Annotated in this window: 17 protein-coding genes; 15 read left to right on the top strand and 2 right to left on the bottom strand. The window is 72.4% G+C overall.

Translation table 11 applies throughout. The features are described from left to right. The first annotated feature begins 119 nt into the window (after positions 1 to 119). The 6 genes from egtA to FL583_RS18445 all read left to right on the top strand — a co-directional run bounded on the left by egtA (position 120) and on the right by FL583_RS18445 (position 6,226). Entirely contained in the window at positions 120 to 1,505 is a 1,386-nt protein-coding gene (gene egtA / locus FL583_RS18470) for an ergothioneine biosynthesis glutamate--cysteine ligase EgtA (protein WP_142705922.1), read from the top strand. Continuing rightward, positions 1,502 to 2,806, top strand: a complete 1,305-nt coding sequence (egtB, locus tag FL583_RS18465; protein WP_142705921.1) for an ergothioneine biosynthesis protein EgtB — start codon at positions 1,502 to 1,504, stop codon at positions 2,804 to 2,806. The genes egtA and egtB overlap by 4 nt, the downstream gene beginning before the upstream one ends. After that, entirely contained in the window at positions 2,799 to 3,560 is a 762-nt protein-coding gene (egtC, locus tag FL583_RS18460; protein ID WP_142705920.1) for an ergothioneine biosynthesis protein EgtC, read from the top strand. Before egtB ends, egtC begins: the two co-directional genes overlap by 8 nt. Continuing rightward, the gene (gene egtD, locus FL583_RS18455; RefSeq protein ID WP_142705919.1) at positions 3,560 to 4,537 is read left to right on the top strand and encodes an L-histidine N(alpha)-methyltransferase; all 978 of its coding nucleotides are present in this window, start codon (positions 3,560 to 3,562) and stop codon (positions 4,535 to 4,537) included. The genes egtC and egtD overlap by 1 nt, the downstream gene beginning before the upstream one ends. 112 nt (positions 4,538 to 4,649) lie before the next feature. After that, the gene (gene murI, locus FL583_RS18450; RefSeq protein ID WP_142705918.1) at positions 4,650 to 5,474 is read left to right on the top strand and encodes a glutamate racemase; all 825 of its coding nucleotides are present in this window, start codon (positions 4,650 to 4,652) and stop codon (positions 5,472 to 5,474) included. Then, on the top strand, positions 5,471 to 6,226 hold the full coding sequence (locus FL583_RS18445) for an MBL fold metallo-hydrolase (protein WP_142705917.1): 756 nt from the start codon (positions 5,471 to 5,473) through the stop codon (positions 6,224 to 6,226). The genes murI and FL583_RS18445 overlap by 4 nt, the downstream gene beginning before the upstream one ends. Before the next feature lie 20 nt (positions 6,227 to 6,246). Here FL583_RS18445 and FL583_RS18440 read toward each other — a convergent pair whose 3' ends face one another. After that, on the bottom strand, positions 6,247 to 7,041 hold the full coding sequence (locus tag FL583_RS18440; RefSeq protein WP_170323728.1) for an MBL fold metallo-hydrolase: 795 nt from the start codon (positions 7,039 to 7,041) through the stop codon (positions 6,247 to 6,249). Positions 7,042 to 7,261: 220 nt separating this feature from the next. Here FL583_RS18440 and FL583_RS18435 point away from each other — a divergent pair, with 220 nt between their 5' ends. The 7 genes from FL583_RS18435 (at position 7,262) to FL583_RS18405 (ending at position 13,469) form a co-directional block, all read left to right on the top strand. Continuing rightward, a complete protein-coding gene (locus FL583_RS18435) occupies positions 7,262 to 8,383 on the top strand; it encodes a glycosyltransferase family 4 protein (protein ID WP_142705915.1) in 1,122 nt (373 codons plus the stop codon). Positions 8,384 to 8,418: 35 nt separating this feature from the next. After that, positions 8,419 to 9,582, top strand: a complete 1,164-nt coding sequence (locus FL583_RS18430; protein WP_240746733.1) for a glycosyltransferase — start codon at positions 8,419 to 8,421, stop codon at positions 9,580 to 9,582. Continuing rightward, complete coding sequence (locus tag FL583_RS18425; RefSeq protein ID WP_170323727.1) at positions 9,540 to 10,457, top strand: SGNH/GDSL hydrolase family protein; 918 nt, start codon at positions 9,540 to 9,542, stop codon at positions 10,455 to 10,457. The genes FL583_RS18430 and FL583_RS18425 overlap by 43 nt, the downstream gene beginning before the upstream one ends. A gap of 10 nt (positions 10,458 to 10,467) precedes the next feature. Next, a complete protein-coding gene (rph, locus tag FL583_RS18420; protein ID WP_142705912.1) occupies positions 10,468 to 11,223 on the top strand; it encodes a ribonuclease PH in 756 nt (251 codons plus the stop codon). Further along, positions 11,220 to 11,834, top strand: a complete 615-nt coding sequence (gene rdgB, locus FL583_RS18415) for an RdgB/HAM1 family non-canonical purine NTP pyrophosphatase (protein WP_142705911.1) — start codon at positions 11,220 to 11,222, stop codon at positions 11,832 to 11,834. The genes rph and rdgB overlap by 4 nt, the downstream gene beginning before the upstream one ends. Before the next feature lie 63 nt (positions 11,835 to 11,897). Next, positions 11,898 to 13,229: a mechanosensitive ion channel family protein gene (locus FL583_RS18410; RefSeq protein WP_205752250.1), complete on the top strand. Its 1,332-nt coding sequence runs from the start codon at positions 11,898 to 11,900 to the stop codon at positions 13,227 to 13,229. Between the two features lie 24 nt (positions 13,230 to 13,253). Next, positions 13,254 to 13,469, top strand: a complete 216-nt coding sequence (locus tag FL583_RS18405) for a hypothetical protein (protein ID WP_142705910.1) — start codon at positions 13,254 to 13,256, stop codon at positions 13,467 to 13,469. A gap of 7 nt (positions 13,470 to 13,476) precedes the next feature. Here FL583_RS18405 and dnaN read toward each other — a convergent pair whose 3' ends face one another. After that, positions 13,477 to 14,772 (bottom strand): DNA polymerase III subunit beta, encoded by a 1,296-nt coding sequence (dnaN, locus tag FL583_RS18400; protein ID WP_142705909.1) that lies wholly within the window; start codon positions 14,770 to 14,772, stop codon positions 13,477 to 13,479. Between the two features lie 725 nt (positions 14,773 to 15,497). Here dnaN and FL583_RS18395 point away from each other — a divergent pair. Together FL583_RS18395 and FL583_RS18390 are read left to right on the top strand one after the other, a co-directional pair. Further along, positions 15,498 to 16,715, top strand: coding sequence for an MFS transporter (locus FL583_RS18395; protein ID WP_142705908.1), 1,218 nt, complete (start codon positions 15,498 to 15,500; stop codon positions 16,713 to 16,715). Positions 16,716 to 16,777: 62 nt separating this feature from the next. Beyond that, entirely contained in the window at positions 16,778 to 17,071 is a 294-nt protein-coding gene (locus FL583_RS18390) for a WXG100 family type VII secretion target (RefSeq protein ID WP_142705907.1), read from the top strand.

The raw sequence follows: 17,071 nt of genomic DNA, 5'->3' as shown, positions 1-17,071 counted from the left end.
CGCCCCGCTCATTCTTTTGTCACTAACTGTGCGTCTGCACGACACGGCCGCCCGCGTGCGGGTCGGCCGAAACCGAGGCAGCATGGCCCGAGGCAATACGGTGACTCGGAGGTGGCCACATGTCCGAAACGACGGTAACGCCGGCTCGCCCGGCGAACGATCCGCTCGCCGAGCCGATCCGGACCCGGGCCGACGCAGAGGCGTTCATCGCGAAGATCTGTTTCAAGATCGGCCCACCCCGGCTGGCCGGAATCGAGCTGGAACGCCTGATCCACGACGCCACCGACCCGACCAGGACCCTCACGTCAGAACGGCTCGCGTCCGCGTTGGGACGCTGGAGCCCACCGATCCTCACCACCCCGTCCGCCGATCCCACGGCGCTCGGCCGGCCGCTGCCGGCCGGTTCGACGGTCACCGTCGAACCCGGCGGCCAGGTCGAACTCTCGACCCGGGCCTGGGGAACGTTCGCCGATTGCCTGGCGGCTGCCGGTACCGATGCGGACGCCGTCCGCGCCGCGCTCGCCCGTTCCGGGCTCGCCGTCGGCCGTTCCGGTATCGACGCCCACCGCCCGGCCGGCCGCCTCGTCGAGAAGGCGCGCTACGCGGCCATGGAGCGGTACTTCGATCGCGACGGGAACGACGCCGGCCGGCTGATGATGGGCTCGACGGCGTCCGTGCAACTCTCGGTCGACGCCGGCACCGAGACCGGTGAGCACGCCTTCGCCGAGCGCTGGCGGACGTTGCACGCGGTCGGGCCCGCGCTGGTCGCCGCGTTCGCGAACTCGCCGATCTACGCCGGGGCGCCGACGGGCTGGTACTCCACCCGCCAGCGGGTCTGGATCGAGCTCGACCCGGGCCGCACGTCCGCCGCCACCGCCGGCGACAACGACCCCCGGGAGGCGTACGCCAGGGCCGCGCTCGACGCGCGGCTCCTCTGCCTGCCGAACGACTCCGACCTCTGGGACGCCCCGGCCGGCGTGACGTTCGCCGACTGGCTCGACGGGGCCCTGGAGCGCCCGGCCACTTACGCCGACCTCGACTACCACCTGAGCACGCTGTTCCCGCCGGTCCGGGCCAAGGGCTTCCTCGAGGTCCGCTACCTCGACGCCCAGGCGGGCGACGACTGGCGGGTGCCGCCGTCGGTGCTCTGGACGCTGCTGGCCTCGCCGGGCACCCGCGACGCCGCACTGGCCGCCGTCGAGCCGCTCGGGCCGCCGACCTGGCCCGGCGCCTGGGCGCGGGCGGCTCGCACGGGCCTCACCGACGAAGCCCTGGCCCGGGCCGCGTCCGCGCTGCTCACGCTCGCGATCGAGAACGCCGACGCGGCCGGGCTGCCCCGCGCGGTCACCCGGCAGATCACCGCGTTCGCCGAGCGCTACACGTTCCGCCGCCGCACCCCGGCCGACGACCAGCTCGCCGCCGCAAAAGACGCCTCCCGAACCCACGCCTCCGAAAACCACGCCTCCGAAAACCACGCCGAAGACCACCCGGAGGAGAACCGATGACGATCGACGCGCTCCGCCACTCGCCCGAGCAGCTCCGCGCCCGCATCGCGGCCGAGCTCGAACGGGCCCGCAACCGCAGCACCGGCCTCACCGACGCCGTCGACGGCGACGACCTGGTCCGCCAGCACTCCCCGCTGATGTCGCCGCTGGTCTGGGACTACGCCCACATCGGCAGCCAGGAGGAGCTCTGGCTCGTCCGGGACGTCGGCGGCCGGGAGCCGGTGCGGCCGGACATCGACAACATCTACGACGCGTTCCAGACCAAGCGCGCCGACCGCCCGTCGCTGCCGATGCTCAACCCGGACGAGGCCCGCGTCTACGTCAGCACGGTCCGCGACAAGGCCCTCGACGTGCTCGAACACACGCCGCTGGAGGGTCGACGGCTGGTCGAGGCCGGGTTCGCGTTCGGCATGATCGTCCAGCACGAGCAGCAGCACGTGGAGACGATGCTGGCCACCCACCAGCTCCGCCAGGGCCCAGCGGTGCTCGACGCACCGGCCCCGCCGCCCGGCGCTCCGGCCGCCGAGACCGAGGTCTACGTCCCCGGCGGCATGTTCCTGATGGGCACCGACCTCGACCCCTGGGCCCTGGACAACGAGCGCCCGGCCCACGCGGTCGGCGTCGAGCCCTACTGGATCGACACCGACCCGGTGACCAACGCGCAGTACGCCCAGTTCATCGCCGACGGCGGCTACGCCGACCGACGCTGGTGGACCCCCGAGGGCTGGGCCCACCGGAGCAACGCGGAACTGACCGCCCCCCAGTTCTGGCACGACGACGGCACCCGCACCCGCTTCGGCCACGTCGAGCCGATCCCGCCGGACGAGCCCGTCCAGCACGTCTGCTGGTACGAGGCCGACGCCTACGCCCGCTGGGCCGGCAAGCGCCTCCCCACCGAGGCCGAGTGGGAGATGGCCGCCCGCTACGACCCCGAATCGGGCCGCAGCCTGCGCTACCCCTGGGGCGACGAGGACCCGACCGACGAGCACGCCAACCTCGGCGGCAGGTACCTTCAGCCCGCTCCGGTCGGCGCGTTCCCGAAGGGCACCTCCCCGCTCGGGGTGCGAGGCCTGGTCGGCGACGTCTGGGAGTGGACCTCGTCCGATTTCACCCCGTACCCGGGCTTCGCGATGTTCCCCTACCCGGAGTACTCCGAGGTCTTCTTCGGCCCCGACTACAAGATCCTCCGCGGCGGCTCCTGGGCCGCCGACCCGGCCGCTGTTCGGGCCACGTTCCGCAACTGGGACTACCCGATCCGCCGCCAGATCTTCAGCGGCTTCCGGTGCGCCCGCGATGTGTAGGCATCTGGCGTACCTGGGTCCGGCCCTCACCCTGCACGAACTGCTGATCGAGCCGGAACACGGCCTGTACCGGCAGTCCTGGCAACCCCGGCGGCAACAGCACGGCACGGTCAACGCCGACGGTTTCGGCGTCGGCTGGTACGCGCCGGGCGACCCGGTGCCCGCCCGCTACCGCCGTGACCGGCCGATCTGGGGCGATCCCAACCTCCTCGACCTGGCCCGGGTGATCCGCTCCGGTGCGGTCCTCGCCGCCGTGCGCTCCGGCACCGACGGCATGGGCTTCGCGGAGGCGGCGGCGGCTCCCTTCACGTCCGGAAAGTGGCTCTTCAGCCACAACGGCGCGGTACCCGGCTGGCCGGGGTCGTTGCACCGGTTGTCGGCGGCGCTGCCGCCGGAGGACCTGACCCGGCTGGAGGCGCCGACCGACTCGGCCCTGCTCTGGGCTTACGCCCAACACCGGCTGGCGGCCGGCGTACCGCTCCCGCTCGCCGTGGCCGAGACCGTGTCGAACGCTCTTTCGGACGCTCCGGGAGCGCGGTTGAACCTGCTGGCGACCGACGGCACGACGATCGTGGCGACGGTCAGAGGCGACACGCTCAGCTGGAAACGGGCGTCCCCGGCCGGTGTGCTCGTCGCCTCCGAACCCACCGACGACGGTCGGGGCTGGCACGACGTCCCGGACGACTCGCTGCTCGTAGCCACCGCCGACGGAGTCACCGTCACCGCTCTCGAACTCGCCGTGGAGGTCGTCTGATGGTCGCCGCCACTCTCACCGTCGAGAACCACCTGCCCGCCGACTTCACCGCCCGCACGCTGCGCGAGGACGTCCTCGCCGGCCTGACCGCACCGGACAAGTGGCTGCCGCCCCGCTGGTTCTACGACGACCGGGGCAGCGAGCTGTTCGACGAGATCACCCGGCTGCCCGAGTACTACCCGACCCGGGCCGAACGCTCGATCCTGCAGGCCAGGGCGGCCGAGATCGCCGCGGTCTCGGCGGCGACCAGCCTGGTCGAGCTGGGCGCCGGCTCGGCCGAGAAGACCCACCTCCTGATCGACGCCTTCCGCGCGACCGGCAGCTTCCGTACGTACATCCCGGTCGACGTCTCGGACGCGGCCCTGCGTACCGCCTCGGCCGGGCTGCTGTGGGAGTACCCGGGGCTGGCCGTCCACGCGGTCGTGGCCGACTTCGAGCGGCACCTCGACCGGCTGCCGACGACCGGCCACCGGATGGTGGCGCTGCTCGGTGGCACGATCGGCAACCTCGTGCCGGAGACCCGGGCCCGGTTCCTGAAGAACGTGCGGTCCGCGCTCCGGCCGGGCGAGACGCTGCTGCTCGGCACCGACCTGGTCAAGTCGCCGGACGTCCTGATCCCGGCCTACGACGACGCGGCCGGCGTCACCGCGGAGTTCAACCGGAACGTGCTGAACGTCCTCAACCGCGAGCTCGGCGCGGACTTCGAGACCGACGCGTTCACGCACGTCGCGGCCTGGGACGCCGAGCACGAGTGGATCGAGATGCGGCTGCGGGCCGGGCACGCGATGCGGGTCCGCATCCCGGCCGTCGACCTGAGCGTGGGCCTGGAGCGCGGCGAGACGATCCGCACCGAGATCTCGGCGAAGTTTCGCCGGGAGGGCGTGGCGGCCGAACTGTCGGCCGCGGGATTCGGACTCACCCGCTGGTGGACCGACGAGGAGGGGCGTTTCGGTCTCGGGCTGGCGACCGCCGGCTGAGGTTTGGTTACCCGTGACCGCCATCGCCCTATTGGGGTGACGGTCATGACACTGCTCGTCGAGTTAGCTTCCGGACAGACAGACCACTACCCGTGCCGCGTACGCTCGCGGCGTGATGGACGCGCCAATCGGCATTTTCGACTCCGGAGTCGGCGGGCTCACGGTGGCGCGTGCGGTGCTCGACCAGCTGCCGAACGAGCGGCTGATCTACGTCGGGGACACCGCGCACGTGCCGTACGGGCCGCGTCCGATCGCCCAGGTGCGCCGGTTCGCGCTCCAGGTGCTCGACCACTTGGTCGAGCAGGACGTGAAGATGCTGGTCATCGCCTGTAACAGCGCGTCCGCGGCCTGCCTGCGCGATGCCCGCGAGCGCTACGACGTGCCGGTCGTCGAGGTCGTCCTGCCGGCCGTGCGGCGGGCGGCCGCGGCGACCCGCAACGGCCGGGTCGGGGTGATCGGCACCCGGGCGACGATCACCAGCGGCGCCTACGAGGACATGTTCGCGGCCGTGCCCGACGTCACCGTGACCGGCGTGGCCTGCCCGGAGTTCGTCCCGTTCGTCGAGCGCGGGGTCACCAGCGGGCGTCAGCTGCTCGGGCTGGCCCAGGCGTATCTGGAGCCGCTGCAGCGCGCCGAGGTCGACACGCTCGTGCTGGGCTGCACACACTATCCCCTGCTGGCCGGGGTGATCAGCCTGGTGATGGGGGACGGTGTCACGCTGGTGTCGAGCGCGGACGAGACCGCCAAGGACGTGTACCGGTCGCTGACCGCGCGCGACCTGCTTCGCGGAGACGACCTGGACCCGCCCGATCACCGGTTCCTCGCCACCGGTGATCCGGAGCCGTTCGCGCGCCTCGGACGCCGCTTTCTCGGCCCGGAGGCCGCCGTGGTGGGTTCCCTTACTCTGCCTAGAACCACGCAGGTGGAGGTGGCATGAAGCTTTCCGTACTGGGTTGTGCCGGCAGTTTTCCCGGCCCCGACTCCCCCTGCTCCTCGTACCTGCTCGAGGCGGAGGGCTTCCGGTTGCTGATGGACTTCGGCAACGGAGCGATGGGGGCCCTCCAGCGGCACCCGGCCGGGCTGCAGGGCATCGATGCGATCGTGCTCTCCCACCTGCACTGCGACCACGTCGTGGACGCGTGCGTGTACATGGTGGTTCGCCGGTACGACCCGGCCGGTAAGCACCCGCCGATGCCGCTGTACGGCCCGGCCGGTGCGGGCGAGCGGCTCGCGCAGATCTACGGCCCCGAGGAGGGGGTGCGCGGGGTCGAGGACGTGTACGACGTCAAGACGCTGCAGCCGGGGCGGTTCGCGATCGGCCCGTTCACGGTCGAGGCGGCCCGGGTCAACCACCCGGTGGAGACGTACGGCCTGCGGATCGAGCACGGCGACTCGGCGATCGCGTACTCGGCCGACACCGGTCGGAGCGAGGCCCTGGTCGGGCTGGCGCGCGACGTCGACCTGTTCCTCTGCGAAGCGTCCTATTTAGAAGACAAGCCGCACCCGCCGGACCTGCACCTGACCGGCCGGGAGGCCGGGGAGTACGCGACCCGGGCGGGAGCCCGCAGCCTGGTGCTCACCCACCTGGTGCAGGCGTGGGGCGACCCGCGCAAGACGCTGGCCGAAGCGGTCGGGTCGTACGACGGCCCGGTCTCGCTGGCCTACGCGGGCGCGGAGTACGACATCTGACTCCGCGCCCGTAGGGCGCGCTAGGCGACGGTGTTCGGGCAGCGGGCCATCGCGGTCGTGCGGAACGAGTCCTCGCTGGCGCTCTCGACCAGCACGACGCCCTCGTCGAGATGGCACGGCGCCAGCAGCACCCCGCGCTCGGCCGCGACCGACAGCAGACGACGACGGGTCTTGGCCGCGTCCTCGGTGCCTTCTTCGTACCGGTACGCGAGCCCGGCGCTGGTCATCTGGCCGCGGTGCACGAACGCGTCCCCGGTGATCAGCAGCGGCCGGTCGGGCGCGTCGACCAGCAGGCACTGGTGGCCGGGCGTGTGGCCGGGCGCCAGCACCAGGTCGAGCCGCTCGTCGAGCGTCGCCGCGCCGGTGACCTCGACCAGCAACTGGGCGTCCATCAGCGGCTTGATGTGGGACTCGTAGAGCTCCTCGTACTCCTCGCCGGAGTCACGCAGCCACTTCAGCTCCGCGTTCTGCACCACGTGCCGCGCGTTGGCGAAGTACGGCTTGGGGGCGTCCTCGTCGGCCACCACCCAGCCGATGTGATCCGGGTGCAGGTGGGTGAGGATCACGTCGGTGATCTCCGAGGGGTCCACGCCGAGCGCGGCCAGCTCCTCGGGCAGCCGCCCGGGCCGCCCGAACCACTCGCCGGCCGGCGCCCACTCGGGCCCGACGCCGGCGTCCACCAGCACTGTCCTGGTCGGCGTCCGGACGAGATGGCAATGCACGTGCATGGGCCACCGGCCGGTGTTACCGGCGTCGGGGAACGCATCCTCGAGGGGTTCGGGGAACGAACCGGCGGCGTCACACAGGGTTGTCACCGTCAGGTCGGCACCCAACCTGAGCGTGTCGGTTGGCACGTCACCTCCGCTAGCCGGGTGATCACAGTGATGACCCGGTGGGGCCATCCTGCCTCGTTGCCGGTCGCGGCGCACAGAAGGTAGCGGAGTTCGCCCGGTGCGGACACCATTGGCCGGTCGTTCCCCTTCCGGCCATCCGGTAGTGACCAGGGGAAAAGCCGCGATCGCGACTCTGACTGGCATGCGTGTCGCGATCATCACGGAGTCGTACTCGCCGGACGTCAACGGGGTGGCCCACTCGGTGCTGCGCACCGTGGAGCATCTGCTCGCCCGCGGGCACGAGCCGATGGTGGTGGCACCGGAGTCGACAGCGGTGCCTCGCGCCTCGCTGCCGGACATTCCGGTGGTTCGGGTGCCCAGCGTCGGGCTGCCGGGTTACGCGAGCTTCCGGGTCGGGCTGCCGACCCGCCGCGTGGCCGCGGCACTGCGCCGGTTCCGGCCGGACGTCGTCCATCTCGCCTCGCCGTTCGCGCTGGCGGCCCAGGGCGCGTTCGTCGCCGCCCGGCTGAAGCTGCCCGCGGTGGCGATCTACCAGACCGACGTCCCGGGTTTCGCGGGCTTCTACAAGCTCGGGGCCGGGCGGGCGGCGGCCTGGCGATGGCTCCGCCGGGTGCACGGGGTGACCGCGCGGACGCTGGCGCCGTCGAGCGCGACCGCGACCGAGCTGTCGGCGCACGGCATCGGGCCGGTGCACCTGTGGCCGCGCGGGGTGGACGCGGTGCGCTTCGATCCGTCGAAGCGGTCGGACGAGTTCCGCGCGCGGATCGGCGACGGGGTGCTCGTCGGTTACGTGGGCCGCCTCGCGCCGGAGAAGCGCGTGGACCTGCTCGCGCCGGCCAGCCGGTTGCCCGGGGTGAAGGTCGTGATCATCGGCGACGGTCCGGCGCGGCCCTCGCTGGAACGGCTGATGCCCGGGGCGACGTTCCTCGGCGAGGTCGTGGGTGACGACCTGGCGACGGCATTCGCCAGCCTGGACGTGTTCGTCCACACCGGCGCGCACGAGACGTTCTGCCAGACTGTGCAGGAGGCGATGGCGTCCGGCCTGCCGGTCGTCGCGCCGGCCGCCGGTGGACCGGTGGACCTCGTGCGGACCGGCCGGACCGGCTACCTGGTGACGCCGGAGGACGCCTCGGCGGTCACCGTCGCGGTCCAGGCGCTGGCCGCGGATCCGGCGCTGCGGCAGGAGTTCGGGATCGCGGGGCGGGCGGCCGTGGCCGGACGCAGCTGGGCCGCGATCGGCGACGCGCTGATCGGCCACTACCAGGCCGTGATCGGGCCGGTTCCGCTGGAGAAGGCCGCGTGACCGATCCGGGGTCTGGACCGGCCACCATCGTTCGGTTGGCGAATTTCGTCGGGCCACGCTCCGGCGGCCTGCGTACCGCGTTGCACGAGCTGGGCCGGGGATACCTGGCGGCCGGGCACTGCCCGGTGCTGATCGTGCCCGGCCCGCACTTCAAGGACGAGGAGACACCGCAGGGCCGGGTGATCACGCTGCCGGGCCCGACCGTTCCGTGGATGGGCGGCTACCGGGTGGTGCTCGGCCGGCGACGGCTGACGTCGCTGCTCGATTCGCTGAACCCGGACCGGCTGGAGGTCTCCGACCGGACGACGCTGCGCTGGACCGGCTCCTGGGCCCGGCGCCACGGGGTGCCGTCGATCATGGTGTCGCACGAGAACGTCACCGCGCTGCTGAAGATGGCGCTGCCCCGCTGGGCCCCGGCCCGGCGGATCGCCGACGGGCTCAACCAGCGGACCGCCGGGCGGTACGACCAGATCGTCGCCACCACCGAGTTCGCGGCCGCCGAGTTCCGCCGGCTCGGGGCCACCGGGCTGGTCAAGGTGCCGCTGGGCGTCGATCTGGAGCGGTTCAATCCGTCGCTGCACGATTCGGCGTTGCGGGCGGAGCTGGCCCGGCCCGGCGAATTACTGCTGGTCCACTGTGGGCGGCTCTCGCCCGAGAAGCGGGTCGAGCGGTCGGTGGACGCGCTGGCGGCGCTGCGCGCCCGGGGCGTCCCGGCCGTCCTCGTCGTCGTGGGTGACGGGCCGCGGAGGCCCGCACTCGAGCGGCGGGCCCGCGGATTGCCGGTGCAGTTCCTCGGGTTCGTGCCCGACCGGGTGCACGTGGCCCGGCTGCTGGCGACCGCGGACGCGGTGCTGGCGCCCGGACCGGCGGAGACGTTCGGCCTGGCCGCGCTGGAGGCGATGGCGTGCGGGACGCCGGTCGTGGCGGCCGGGGACGGTGCACTCGGCGAGGTCGTCGGCGACGCCGGGGTCGCGGTGTCGGGTGGGGTCGGGGCCCGGTTCGCCGAGGCGGTGCTGGAACTGGCGGCCCGGCCCGAGGCCGACCGGCGGGCGGCCGCCCGCCTGCGAGCTCAGCGTTACGACTGGCCGACCGCGGTGAACGGCATGCTCGCCGCGCACGGCCTGGACCCGTTGCAGACGTTCGAGGAGGTGGCGTCGTGGCCGAGGGTCTCCGCTTTGCGGCGCTCGGTGACTCGGTAACGGAGGGGCTCGGCGACCCGCTGCCCGGCGGCGGATGGCGGGGCTGGGCCGCGCTGCTCGCCGGAAGCCTCCCGGATGCGTCGTTCGTGAATCTCGCGACCAGCGGTGCGACGACGCTGCGGGTCCTCGACGAGCAGTTACCGTCGGCTCTGCGGTTCGCGCCGACGATGGCGAGCGTCGTGGTGGGCGTCAACGACGTGCTGCGGCCCGGGTTCGACCCGCGGGCGATCGAGGACCGGCTGGACTCGGTGGTGGGCACGCTGTGCGCGTCCGGGGCCGTCGTGCTGACCGCGCGGATGCCCGACGCCGGGGGCATGCTGCGGCTGCCGGGGGCGCTCCGGCGTCCGCTGAGCCGGCGGACCGACGCGCTGAACGAGGCCGTCCTCGCGGTGGCCCAGCGGCACCGGACGGTGCACGTCGACCTGGCCGATCACCCCGCGGTGGCCGACCGGGCGGCCTGGCACGTCGACCGGCTGCACCCGAACGAGCGGGGGCACCGGGTGGTGGCCCGGGAGTTCGCGGGGGCGCTGGCCGTGCGCGGGGTGCCGATCCTGCGGATGCCGTCGGCCGAGCCGCACGGCGGGGCCAAGACGCGCCCGTTCGAGCACGCGTGGTGGCTGGCTACCAAGGGCACCGGGTGGATGATCGACCGGGGGACCGACCTGGTGCCGTACCTGATGGGGCTGGCGGCCCGGGAGATCTGGACGGCGATCAGCCCGCGCCGCCGGATGCGTAGGCGGGTGGCGTCCGGGGGCGGCCCCGGCTGGGCGTCCGGGAGGAGCCCTGGCGGGGCGTCCGGGGGGCCGGCTGGGGAGAGGCCCGGCGGGGCGTTCGGGGCGGATCCGGGCGCACGGGCGGGCTCCCGCGAGGGATAGGCTGCGCGCCATGACGGACTCCTCCACCGTGCTCTCGATCGGCCATCGCCCCGACGGCCGTCAGGCCGACGCTCTCCGCCCCGTCTCGTTCGAACGTGGCTGGTCGGACCACGCCGAGGGCTCGGTGCTCGTCGAGTTCGGCCGCACCCGCGTGCTCTGCACCGCGAGCGTCGTCGAGGGCGTGCCGCGCTGGCGCAAGGGCAGCGGCCTGGGCTGGGTCACGGCCGAGTACGCGATGCTCCCGCGGGCCACCCACACCCGCGGCGACCGCGAGTCGGTCAAGGGCCGCATCGGCGGCCGCACCCACGAGATCTCCCGCCTGATCGGGCGCAGCCTCCGGGCCTGCCTCGACCTCAAGGCGCTCGGCGAGAACACGATCACGCTCGACTGCGACGTGCTGCAGGCCGACGGCGGTACCCGCACCGCGGCGATCACCGGCTCCTACGTCGCCCTGGCCGACGCCGTGCAGTGGCTGGCCTCGCGGCACGCGCTCGCCGCGTCCCCCAAGAAGGCGCTGAAGAACTCGGTCGCCGCGGTCAGCGTCGGCGTCATCGACGGCGAGCCCCGGCTCGACCTCAACTACGACGAGGACGTCAAGGCCGGCGTCGACATGAACGTGGTCTGCACCGGGAACGGCGAGTTCGTCGAGGTGCAGGGCACCGGAGAGGCGATCACGTTCGGGCGTTCGACGCTGGACGCGCTGCTCGACCTGGCCGTCGCGGGGTGCGCTTCGCTGACTGACTTGCAGCGTTCGGCGCTCGCGTGAGCCTCACCCGGGTAGTGCTGGCGAGCCGCAACGCCAAGAAGATCGCCGAGCTGCGGCGGATCCTGGCGGTGGCGGTGCCGCAGATCGAGGTCGTGGGCCTCGACGAGGTGCCGCCGTACCCGGAGACCGTGGAAGACGGGGCCACGTTCGCGGAGAACGCGTTGTTGAAGGCGCGCGAGGCGGCTGACGTCTCGGGGCTGCCGGCGATCGCCGACGACTCGGGGATCGCGGTGGACGCGCTGAACGGGATGCCGGGCGTGCTCTCGGCCCGCTGGGCCGGGCCGCCCAAGGACGACGAGCGCAACCTGCGGCTGGTGCTCGCGCAGGTCGCCGACGTGCCCGACACCCGGCTCGGAGCGGCGTTCGTGTGTGCGGCCGCTCTCGTGCTGCCATCCGGCGCGACGCACGTCGTCGAAGGGCGCATGGAGGGCTCGTTGGTACGGGAGCCGCGAGGAACGAACGGCTTCGGGTACGACCCGATCTTCGTCCCGTCCGGGTCGGCGCTGACCTCGGCCGAGATGTCCGCGGCCGACAAGGACGCGATCAGCCACCGGGGCAAGGCGTTCCGGGCGCTGGCCGGTGTGTTGGCGACCACGTTCACCACTGCGTAAGGCCTCTCGTCACGGGTTATCCCAGGGGTTGCAGCCGTCCCCGACCTCGTGAGGAGTCCGTTCGTGTTCGACGAGCTGCCCGATGTCGTCAAGACGCTGGCGACAGCGGCCGTGGGCGCGATCGTCGCGCTCGTCGTCGTGCAGATCCTGCACGTCGTGGTGCGCCGTATCGGCCGGCGCGCGCCGCTGTTCGACCAGCTGGCCACCCGTCTGCACCGACCGCTCCAGGCTCTGGCCGTGGTGCTGGCGGTGCAGGGGGCTCTGCACGCGACTACCGCCACCGGTAGCTGGCGAGGTCCCTTACTGCACGCGGTGATGGTGCTGGTGATCTTCGCCACCGCGTGGATCATCGGCGCGGTGTTGCTGGTGCTGGAAGACGGGGCGCTGTCCCGATTCCGCACCGACGTCGAGAACAACAAGCGCAACCGTCGGGTGCACACCCAGATCATGGTCGTGCGCCGGGTCACGGTGGCGGTGGTGGTCGTCGTCGCGGTGGGGGCGGCGCTGGTGACGTTCCCGACCGCGCGGGCCGCCGGGGCGTCGCTGCTGGCCTCGGCCGGGATCGCCGGTGTGGTCGCGGCCCTGGCCGCGCAGTCGCTGCTGAGCAACATGTTCGCCGGGATCCAGCTGGCGTTCAGCGACGAGCTGCGGCTCGACGACGTCGTCGTGGTCGAGGAGGAGTGGGGCCGGGTCGAGGACATCACGCTGAGCTACGTCGTGCTGCACCTCTGGGACGACCGCCGGCTGACGCTCCCGACGTCGTACTTCACCACGAAGCCGTTCCAGAACTGGACCAGGAACGAGTCGGCGCTGCTCGGGGCGGTGGAGATCGACGTCGACTGGGCGGTGCCGACCGAGGAGATGCGGCGCGAGTTGCGGCACATCTGCGAGGGCACCGATCTGTGGGACGGCCGGGCGTGTGTCTTTCAGGTGATCGACGCGGTGGGCGGGGTCGTACGGGTGCGGGCGCTGGTGACCGCGAAGGACGCGCCGACGCTGTTCGATCTGCGGTGCCATGTGCGGGAGCGGCTGGTGCAGTGGCTGCGGGAGAACTATCCGCAGGCGTTGCCGCGGGCGCGGGCTGATGTGACGGGGCTGCGGATCGAGGGGCTGAACGGGCATTCGGGTTTTTCTCCGGGGTCCGGGTCCGGGTCCGGGTCCGGGTCCGGGTCCGGGTCCGGGTCCGGGTCCGGGTCCCGGGCGGAGGCCGGGGCTGGCGTGGCTGGACGTGCGGTCGGGGCTGGGGACGTTCCGGACGCGGAGCGGGACGCGCGCGTCTTCAGTGGTTCGGCCGACGGCCGGGAGCGGAACGCGCATTTCGCCGGGCCGTCCGAGGACGCGAATACGGACGGACGGGGCTGGCGCTGGGCGGGTGGCGCGGAGCGGACAGAATGACACCCGCCTGCGAAGGAGGAGCGGATGTCGGACGGCCTGCGGACCGCGCTGTATTGGCTGGGTACCGGGCTCGGTGTGGTCGGGGTGTTGTTGCTGCTGGTGTCGCTGGTGCAGAGCGGGTTGCGCAAGCGTCTGCAGGAGACGACGCCGATGCGCACGCTCGCGATAGCCATCGTTCTGCTGGCCGGGGCCGCGATCGTGGCGGCCATCGCCTATATCTGGCCGCACCCGCCGGAGTGAGTGGGCGTCACCGGACGCGGACCGGCTGCAGCACGTAGTCGGCCCCGGCGGGCTCGCCGGCGGGGGTGAGCATGACCGGTTTGAGCGGGTCGTCGAACGACAGCGTGACGCGGGGGGAGCCGACCGAGCGGAGCCCGTCGAGTAGATAGGTCTCGTTGAAGGCCAGTGTCACGTCTTGGCCGGTGAAGTCGGCCTCGATCGCTTCGCTGGCCTCGGCGTCCCGAGCCCCACGAGCCTCGACCGTCGCCGAGCCCCCGGCGCGAGGCCCGACGGGGCCGGGCGCTGGGCCGGGTCCGACGGAGGCGGGTGTTGCCTCGGGTCCGGCGGAGGCGGGTGCTGCATCGGGTCCGGCGGAGGCGGGTGCTGCGGCGGTCCCGGCGGAGCCGGTGGGCGGGGCAGGTGCTGAGGGGTTGGGCGGGATGGGCGTGAGGCGGATCGATACCGGGGTGGTGCGGTCGGCGAAGAGCGCAACCCGCTTCACGACCTCGGTCAGCGCGCCTACCGACACCGTCGCCGTTGTCGGCCGAGGCACCTCGAAGAGCCGGCCCACCGCCGGAAACGTGCCCTCGAGCAGCCGGGTGCTCAGCTGGCGCCCAGCCGCCGTGAACCCGATCGTGCCGCCCTCGAACACGTCCTCGTCGACCACGACCGTCAACGTCTCGGGCACCTGAGCGAACGCCCTGGCCGCATCGAGCAGCGCCCGGGCCGGCACGAGGAACTCACCCTCCCGCTTCGGATCGACCGGCTCCCACGCCAGCTCCCGCCGGGCGGCCCGATACCGGTCGGACGCCAGCAACGACATCCGCCCGCCCGCGACCGCCAGCCGCACGCTGGTCAGGATCGGCAGCGACTCCTCCCGAGACGCCGCCACCGCCACCTGAGCCACCGCGGTGCCGAACAGGGCGGCGTCGACCGTGCCGGTAGGGGCCGACAACACGGGCGGCCGCGGGTAGTCCTCGACCGGCATCGTCGGCAGCCCGAACCGCCCGCCGCCGCAACGCAGCCGCAGCACCCCGTCGGCGAGCTCGACGTCGATGGCCTGATCGGGCAGCGCCTTGGTGATCTCGACCAGCAACCGGGCGGACACCAGCGCGGACCCGTCGGGACCGTCGTCCTCCGCGGTCTCGACCGCGACGCCCATGCGGGCGGACGACTCACCGTCGAAGCTCGTGATCGTGAGCTCGCCGGAGGCGAGCTCCAGCAGAGCCCCGCCGAGCGCAGGGTTGGTCGGGTGCGTCGCCGCGCACCGGGTGCCCCACGTGACGGCTTCCGCGAGCGACTCGCGCTTGACCCAGAACCTCATAGCTGCCCGCCTCCCTACTGCTTGGAGAACATTGTGTAGGGAGGGTCAGACAGTTCTCGCCGAGGACCCCGCTCGCCCGGACGCCTCATCCCACCGGCCGGCGCTGAACTGGGTGTCGTGGAGACTGTGGACTCGACCGCCGCGGGGGCCAGCCGGCCTCGTGATGAGCACCGACGAGCAGAACGAGGACGCGGGCGGCATCAGAGCCGGAACGCGACAGCGCGTCCTCAGTGCCTGCGGAATATCGGCGAGGCTTTCGATGACGGTCGAGACTGCCTCGGCCTCCTTGGAATCGACCTCCGCCCGCTGAATGTCCAATGCTTGAGTTCAAGTGCGCATTCGACTTTGATCAGCCGGTCGCCCACTTCGCGCGATGTGACGCCACGGCGTAGAGCAGCCTTGACTCGCCACCAGAGCGAGCCTCTGTACACCGTCTCAGGGAAGCGATCAGGGTCGTATCGATGGTCTCGGCCAGGCGCCGGACCGCGGCGAGGAGACGATCGGTCGCGTGGTCGTCCGTCCCGGAGGCGTAGACCTCGACAGACGGCGGAGTGAATTCCTCGAGCTCCGTGTCGTAGCCGCGTGCTCGAAAAAACAGCCGGTAGTAGGTCGGGAGGTTCAGCCAACTCAGGTCGTCCTGCAGCCTCGCGGCACCGGACGGCGTACCGGGCGGTTGGTGAGCCGCGTCCCGAAGGCGTGACGGCCGGCGCGCTAGGCTCGGCGCGATGTCTGCGCGCCGCCTTCTGCCCCTCTGGGCGGGCCGCACCACCGCTCTCCTCGGCATCCTTCTCGTCGCCTTCACGTTGCGCCAGGCGGTCGCGGCCGTCTCGCCGATTCTGGGGGCCATCCGGCACGACATTCCGATCTCCACGATCGGCGTCGGGCTGCTCGGTACGTTGCCGCCGATTCTGCTGGCCGCCTCCGGGTTCGTCGCGCCGCGTATTGCGCGCCTGGTCGGCCTCGACGGTGGCATCGTGCTCGCCCTTCTGCTCATGACTGTCGGCCACCTCGTGCGGGCGCTCGCGCCCGGGTTCGGGGTGCTGCTCGCCGGGAGTGTCGTCGCTCTGGCCGGGACCGGTGTCGGCAACGTGTTGTTGCCACCGATCGTGCGGCGTTACTTTCCCGATCGGGTCGCGCTGCTGACCGCCGTCTACGTGTGCGTCGTGGGCGTGAGCACGGCCGTTCCGGCCGCGCTCGCGGCTCCGATCGCCGAGCAGGCCGGATGGCGGTTCTCGCTCGGCATCTGGTCGGCGACCTCGGTCGTCGCGCTCGTTCCCTGGCTCCTGGTCGTCACTCGGAAGCGACCCTCGGAGGAGATGTCCACGCCCGAGGCGCCCGTCACCCGGCTGTGGCGGTCCCGCTCGGCTCGGGCGATCACGGTCGTCTTCTCGGCCAGCACGATCTGCACCTACGCGGTCTTCGCCTGGCTGCCCTCGATCCTCGGCGACCTCGCCGGCTCGACGCCGACCGAGGCCGGCGTGCTGCTCGCGGTCACCGGCCTGGTCAGTTTGCCCGGCGCGCTCGTCGCTCCGCTGCTCGTCGCCCGGTTGCGCAACGTCGGGTGGCTGATCGCGGCCGGGGTCGGGAGTTTCGTGGCCGGCTACCTCGGCCTGTTGCTCGCGCCCGCTTCACTCACGCTGCTCTGGGTGCTGCTGATCGGCTCGGGGTCGATCCTGTTCCCGGTCTGCCTCGTGCTCATCAACGTCCGGACCCGCACCCGCGGCGGCACGGTCGCGCTGAGCGGATTCTCGCAGGGGATCGCGTACGCGCTCGGCGCGCTCGGCCCGCTGCTCGTCGGGGTGTTGCACGACGTGAGCGACGGGTGGACCCTGCCGCTGCTGTTCCTCACCGCGGTCGCGCTCGTGGCGATGGTCCCGGCGATCACGCTGGCCAGACCCACTTTCGTCGAAGATGAACCCGCCGTGGTTCCGGACCGTGACTGACGTATACGTCACGAAGCGCTTCGGCGAGAGTGCGGAGCGTCGCGGACACGGGGGAGGCGTCGATGGCGATCCGGGTTGACCCAGCCGCCTTGCTCCGGGCGTCGGGCGCCGCCGACCGCCTGGCGGACGGCGTCCGGAAGGACGCCTCGGACATCGAGGCGGAGACCGACGTCGCTGTCCGGGCGCTCTCGGGCTTCCGCACGGGCGACGTCCTGGACCGGCTCCGGTCCGGTTGGACCGACGCTCTGGGACGCCACCGTGACTACCTCGATCGACTCAGCGGCGCGCTGGCCGATGCGGCCCGGGGCTATCGACGGTCGGACGCCGAGACGGCCGCCGAGTTGGATCGGTTCTGA

This window comes from Cryptosporangium phraense, from assembly GCF_006912135.1.
In the GTDB taxonomy this organism is placed as follows: domain Bacteria; phylum Actinomycetota; class Actinomycetes; order Mycobacteriales; family Cryptosporangiaceae; genus Cryptosporangium; species Cryptosporangium phraense.
The sequence above is the reverse complement of the archived record's forward strand: the minus strand, read 5'-3'. Positions and strand labels throughout refer to the sequence as shown.

Bases quoted from the DNA above. Each gene is read 5' to 3' on its own strand.
- egtA (WP_142705922.1), top strand. From the start codon at position 120: ATGTCCGAAACGACGGTAACGCCGGCTCGCCCGGCGAACGATCCGCTC.
- egtB (WP_142705921.1), top strand. From the start codon at position 1,502: ATGACGATCGACGCGCTCCGCCACTCGCCCGAGCAGCTCCGCGCCCGC.
- egtC (WP_142705920.1), top strand. From the start codon at position 2,799: ATGTGTAGGCATCTGGCGTACCTGGGTCCGGCCCTCACCCTGCACGAA.
- egtD (WP_142705919.1), top strand. From the start codon at position 3,560: ATGGTCGCCGCCACTCTCACCGTCGAGAACCACCTGCCCGCCGACTTC.
- FL583_RS18445 (WP_142705917.1), top strand. From the start codon at position 5,471: ATGAAGCTTTCCGTACTGGGTTGTGCCGGCAGTTTTCCCGGCCCCGAC.
- FL583_RS18435 (WP_142705915.1), top strand. From the start codon at position 7,262: ATGCGTGTCGCGATCATCACGGAGTCGTACTCGCCGGACGTCAACGGG.
- rph (WP_142705912.1), top strand. From the start codon at position 10,468: ATGACGGACTCCTCCACCGTGCTCTCGATCGGCCATCGCCCCGACGGC.
- FL583_RS18405 (WP_142705910.1), top strand. From the start codon at position 13,254: ATGTCGGACGGCCTGCGGACCGCGCTGTATTGGCTGGGTACCGGGCTC.
- dnaN (WP_142705909.1), bottom strand. From the start codon at position 14,772: ATGAGGTTCTGGGTCAAGCGCGAGTCGCTCGCGGAAGCCGTCACGTGG.
- FL583_RS18395 (WP_142705908.1), top strand. From the start codon at position 15,498: ATGTCTGCGCGCCGCCTTCTGCCCCTCTGGGCGGGCCGCACCACCGCT.
- FL583_RS18390 (WP_142705907.1), top strand. From the start codon at position 16,778: ATGGCGATCCGGGTTGACCCAGCCGCCTTGCTCCGGGCGTCGGGCGCC.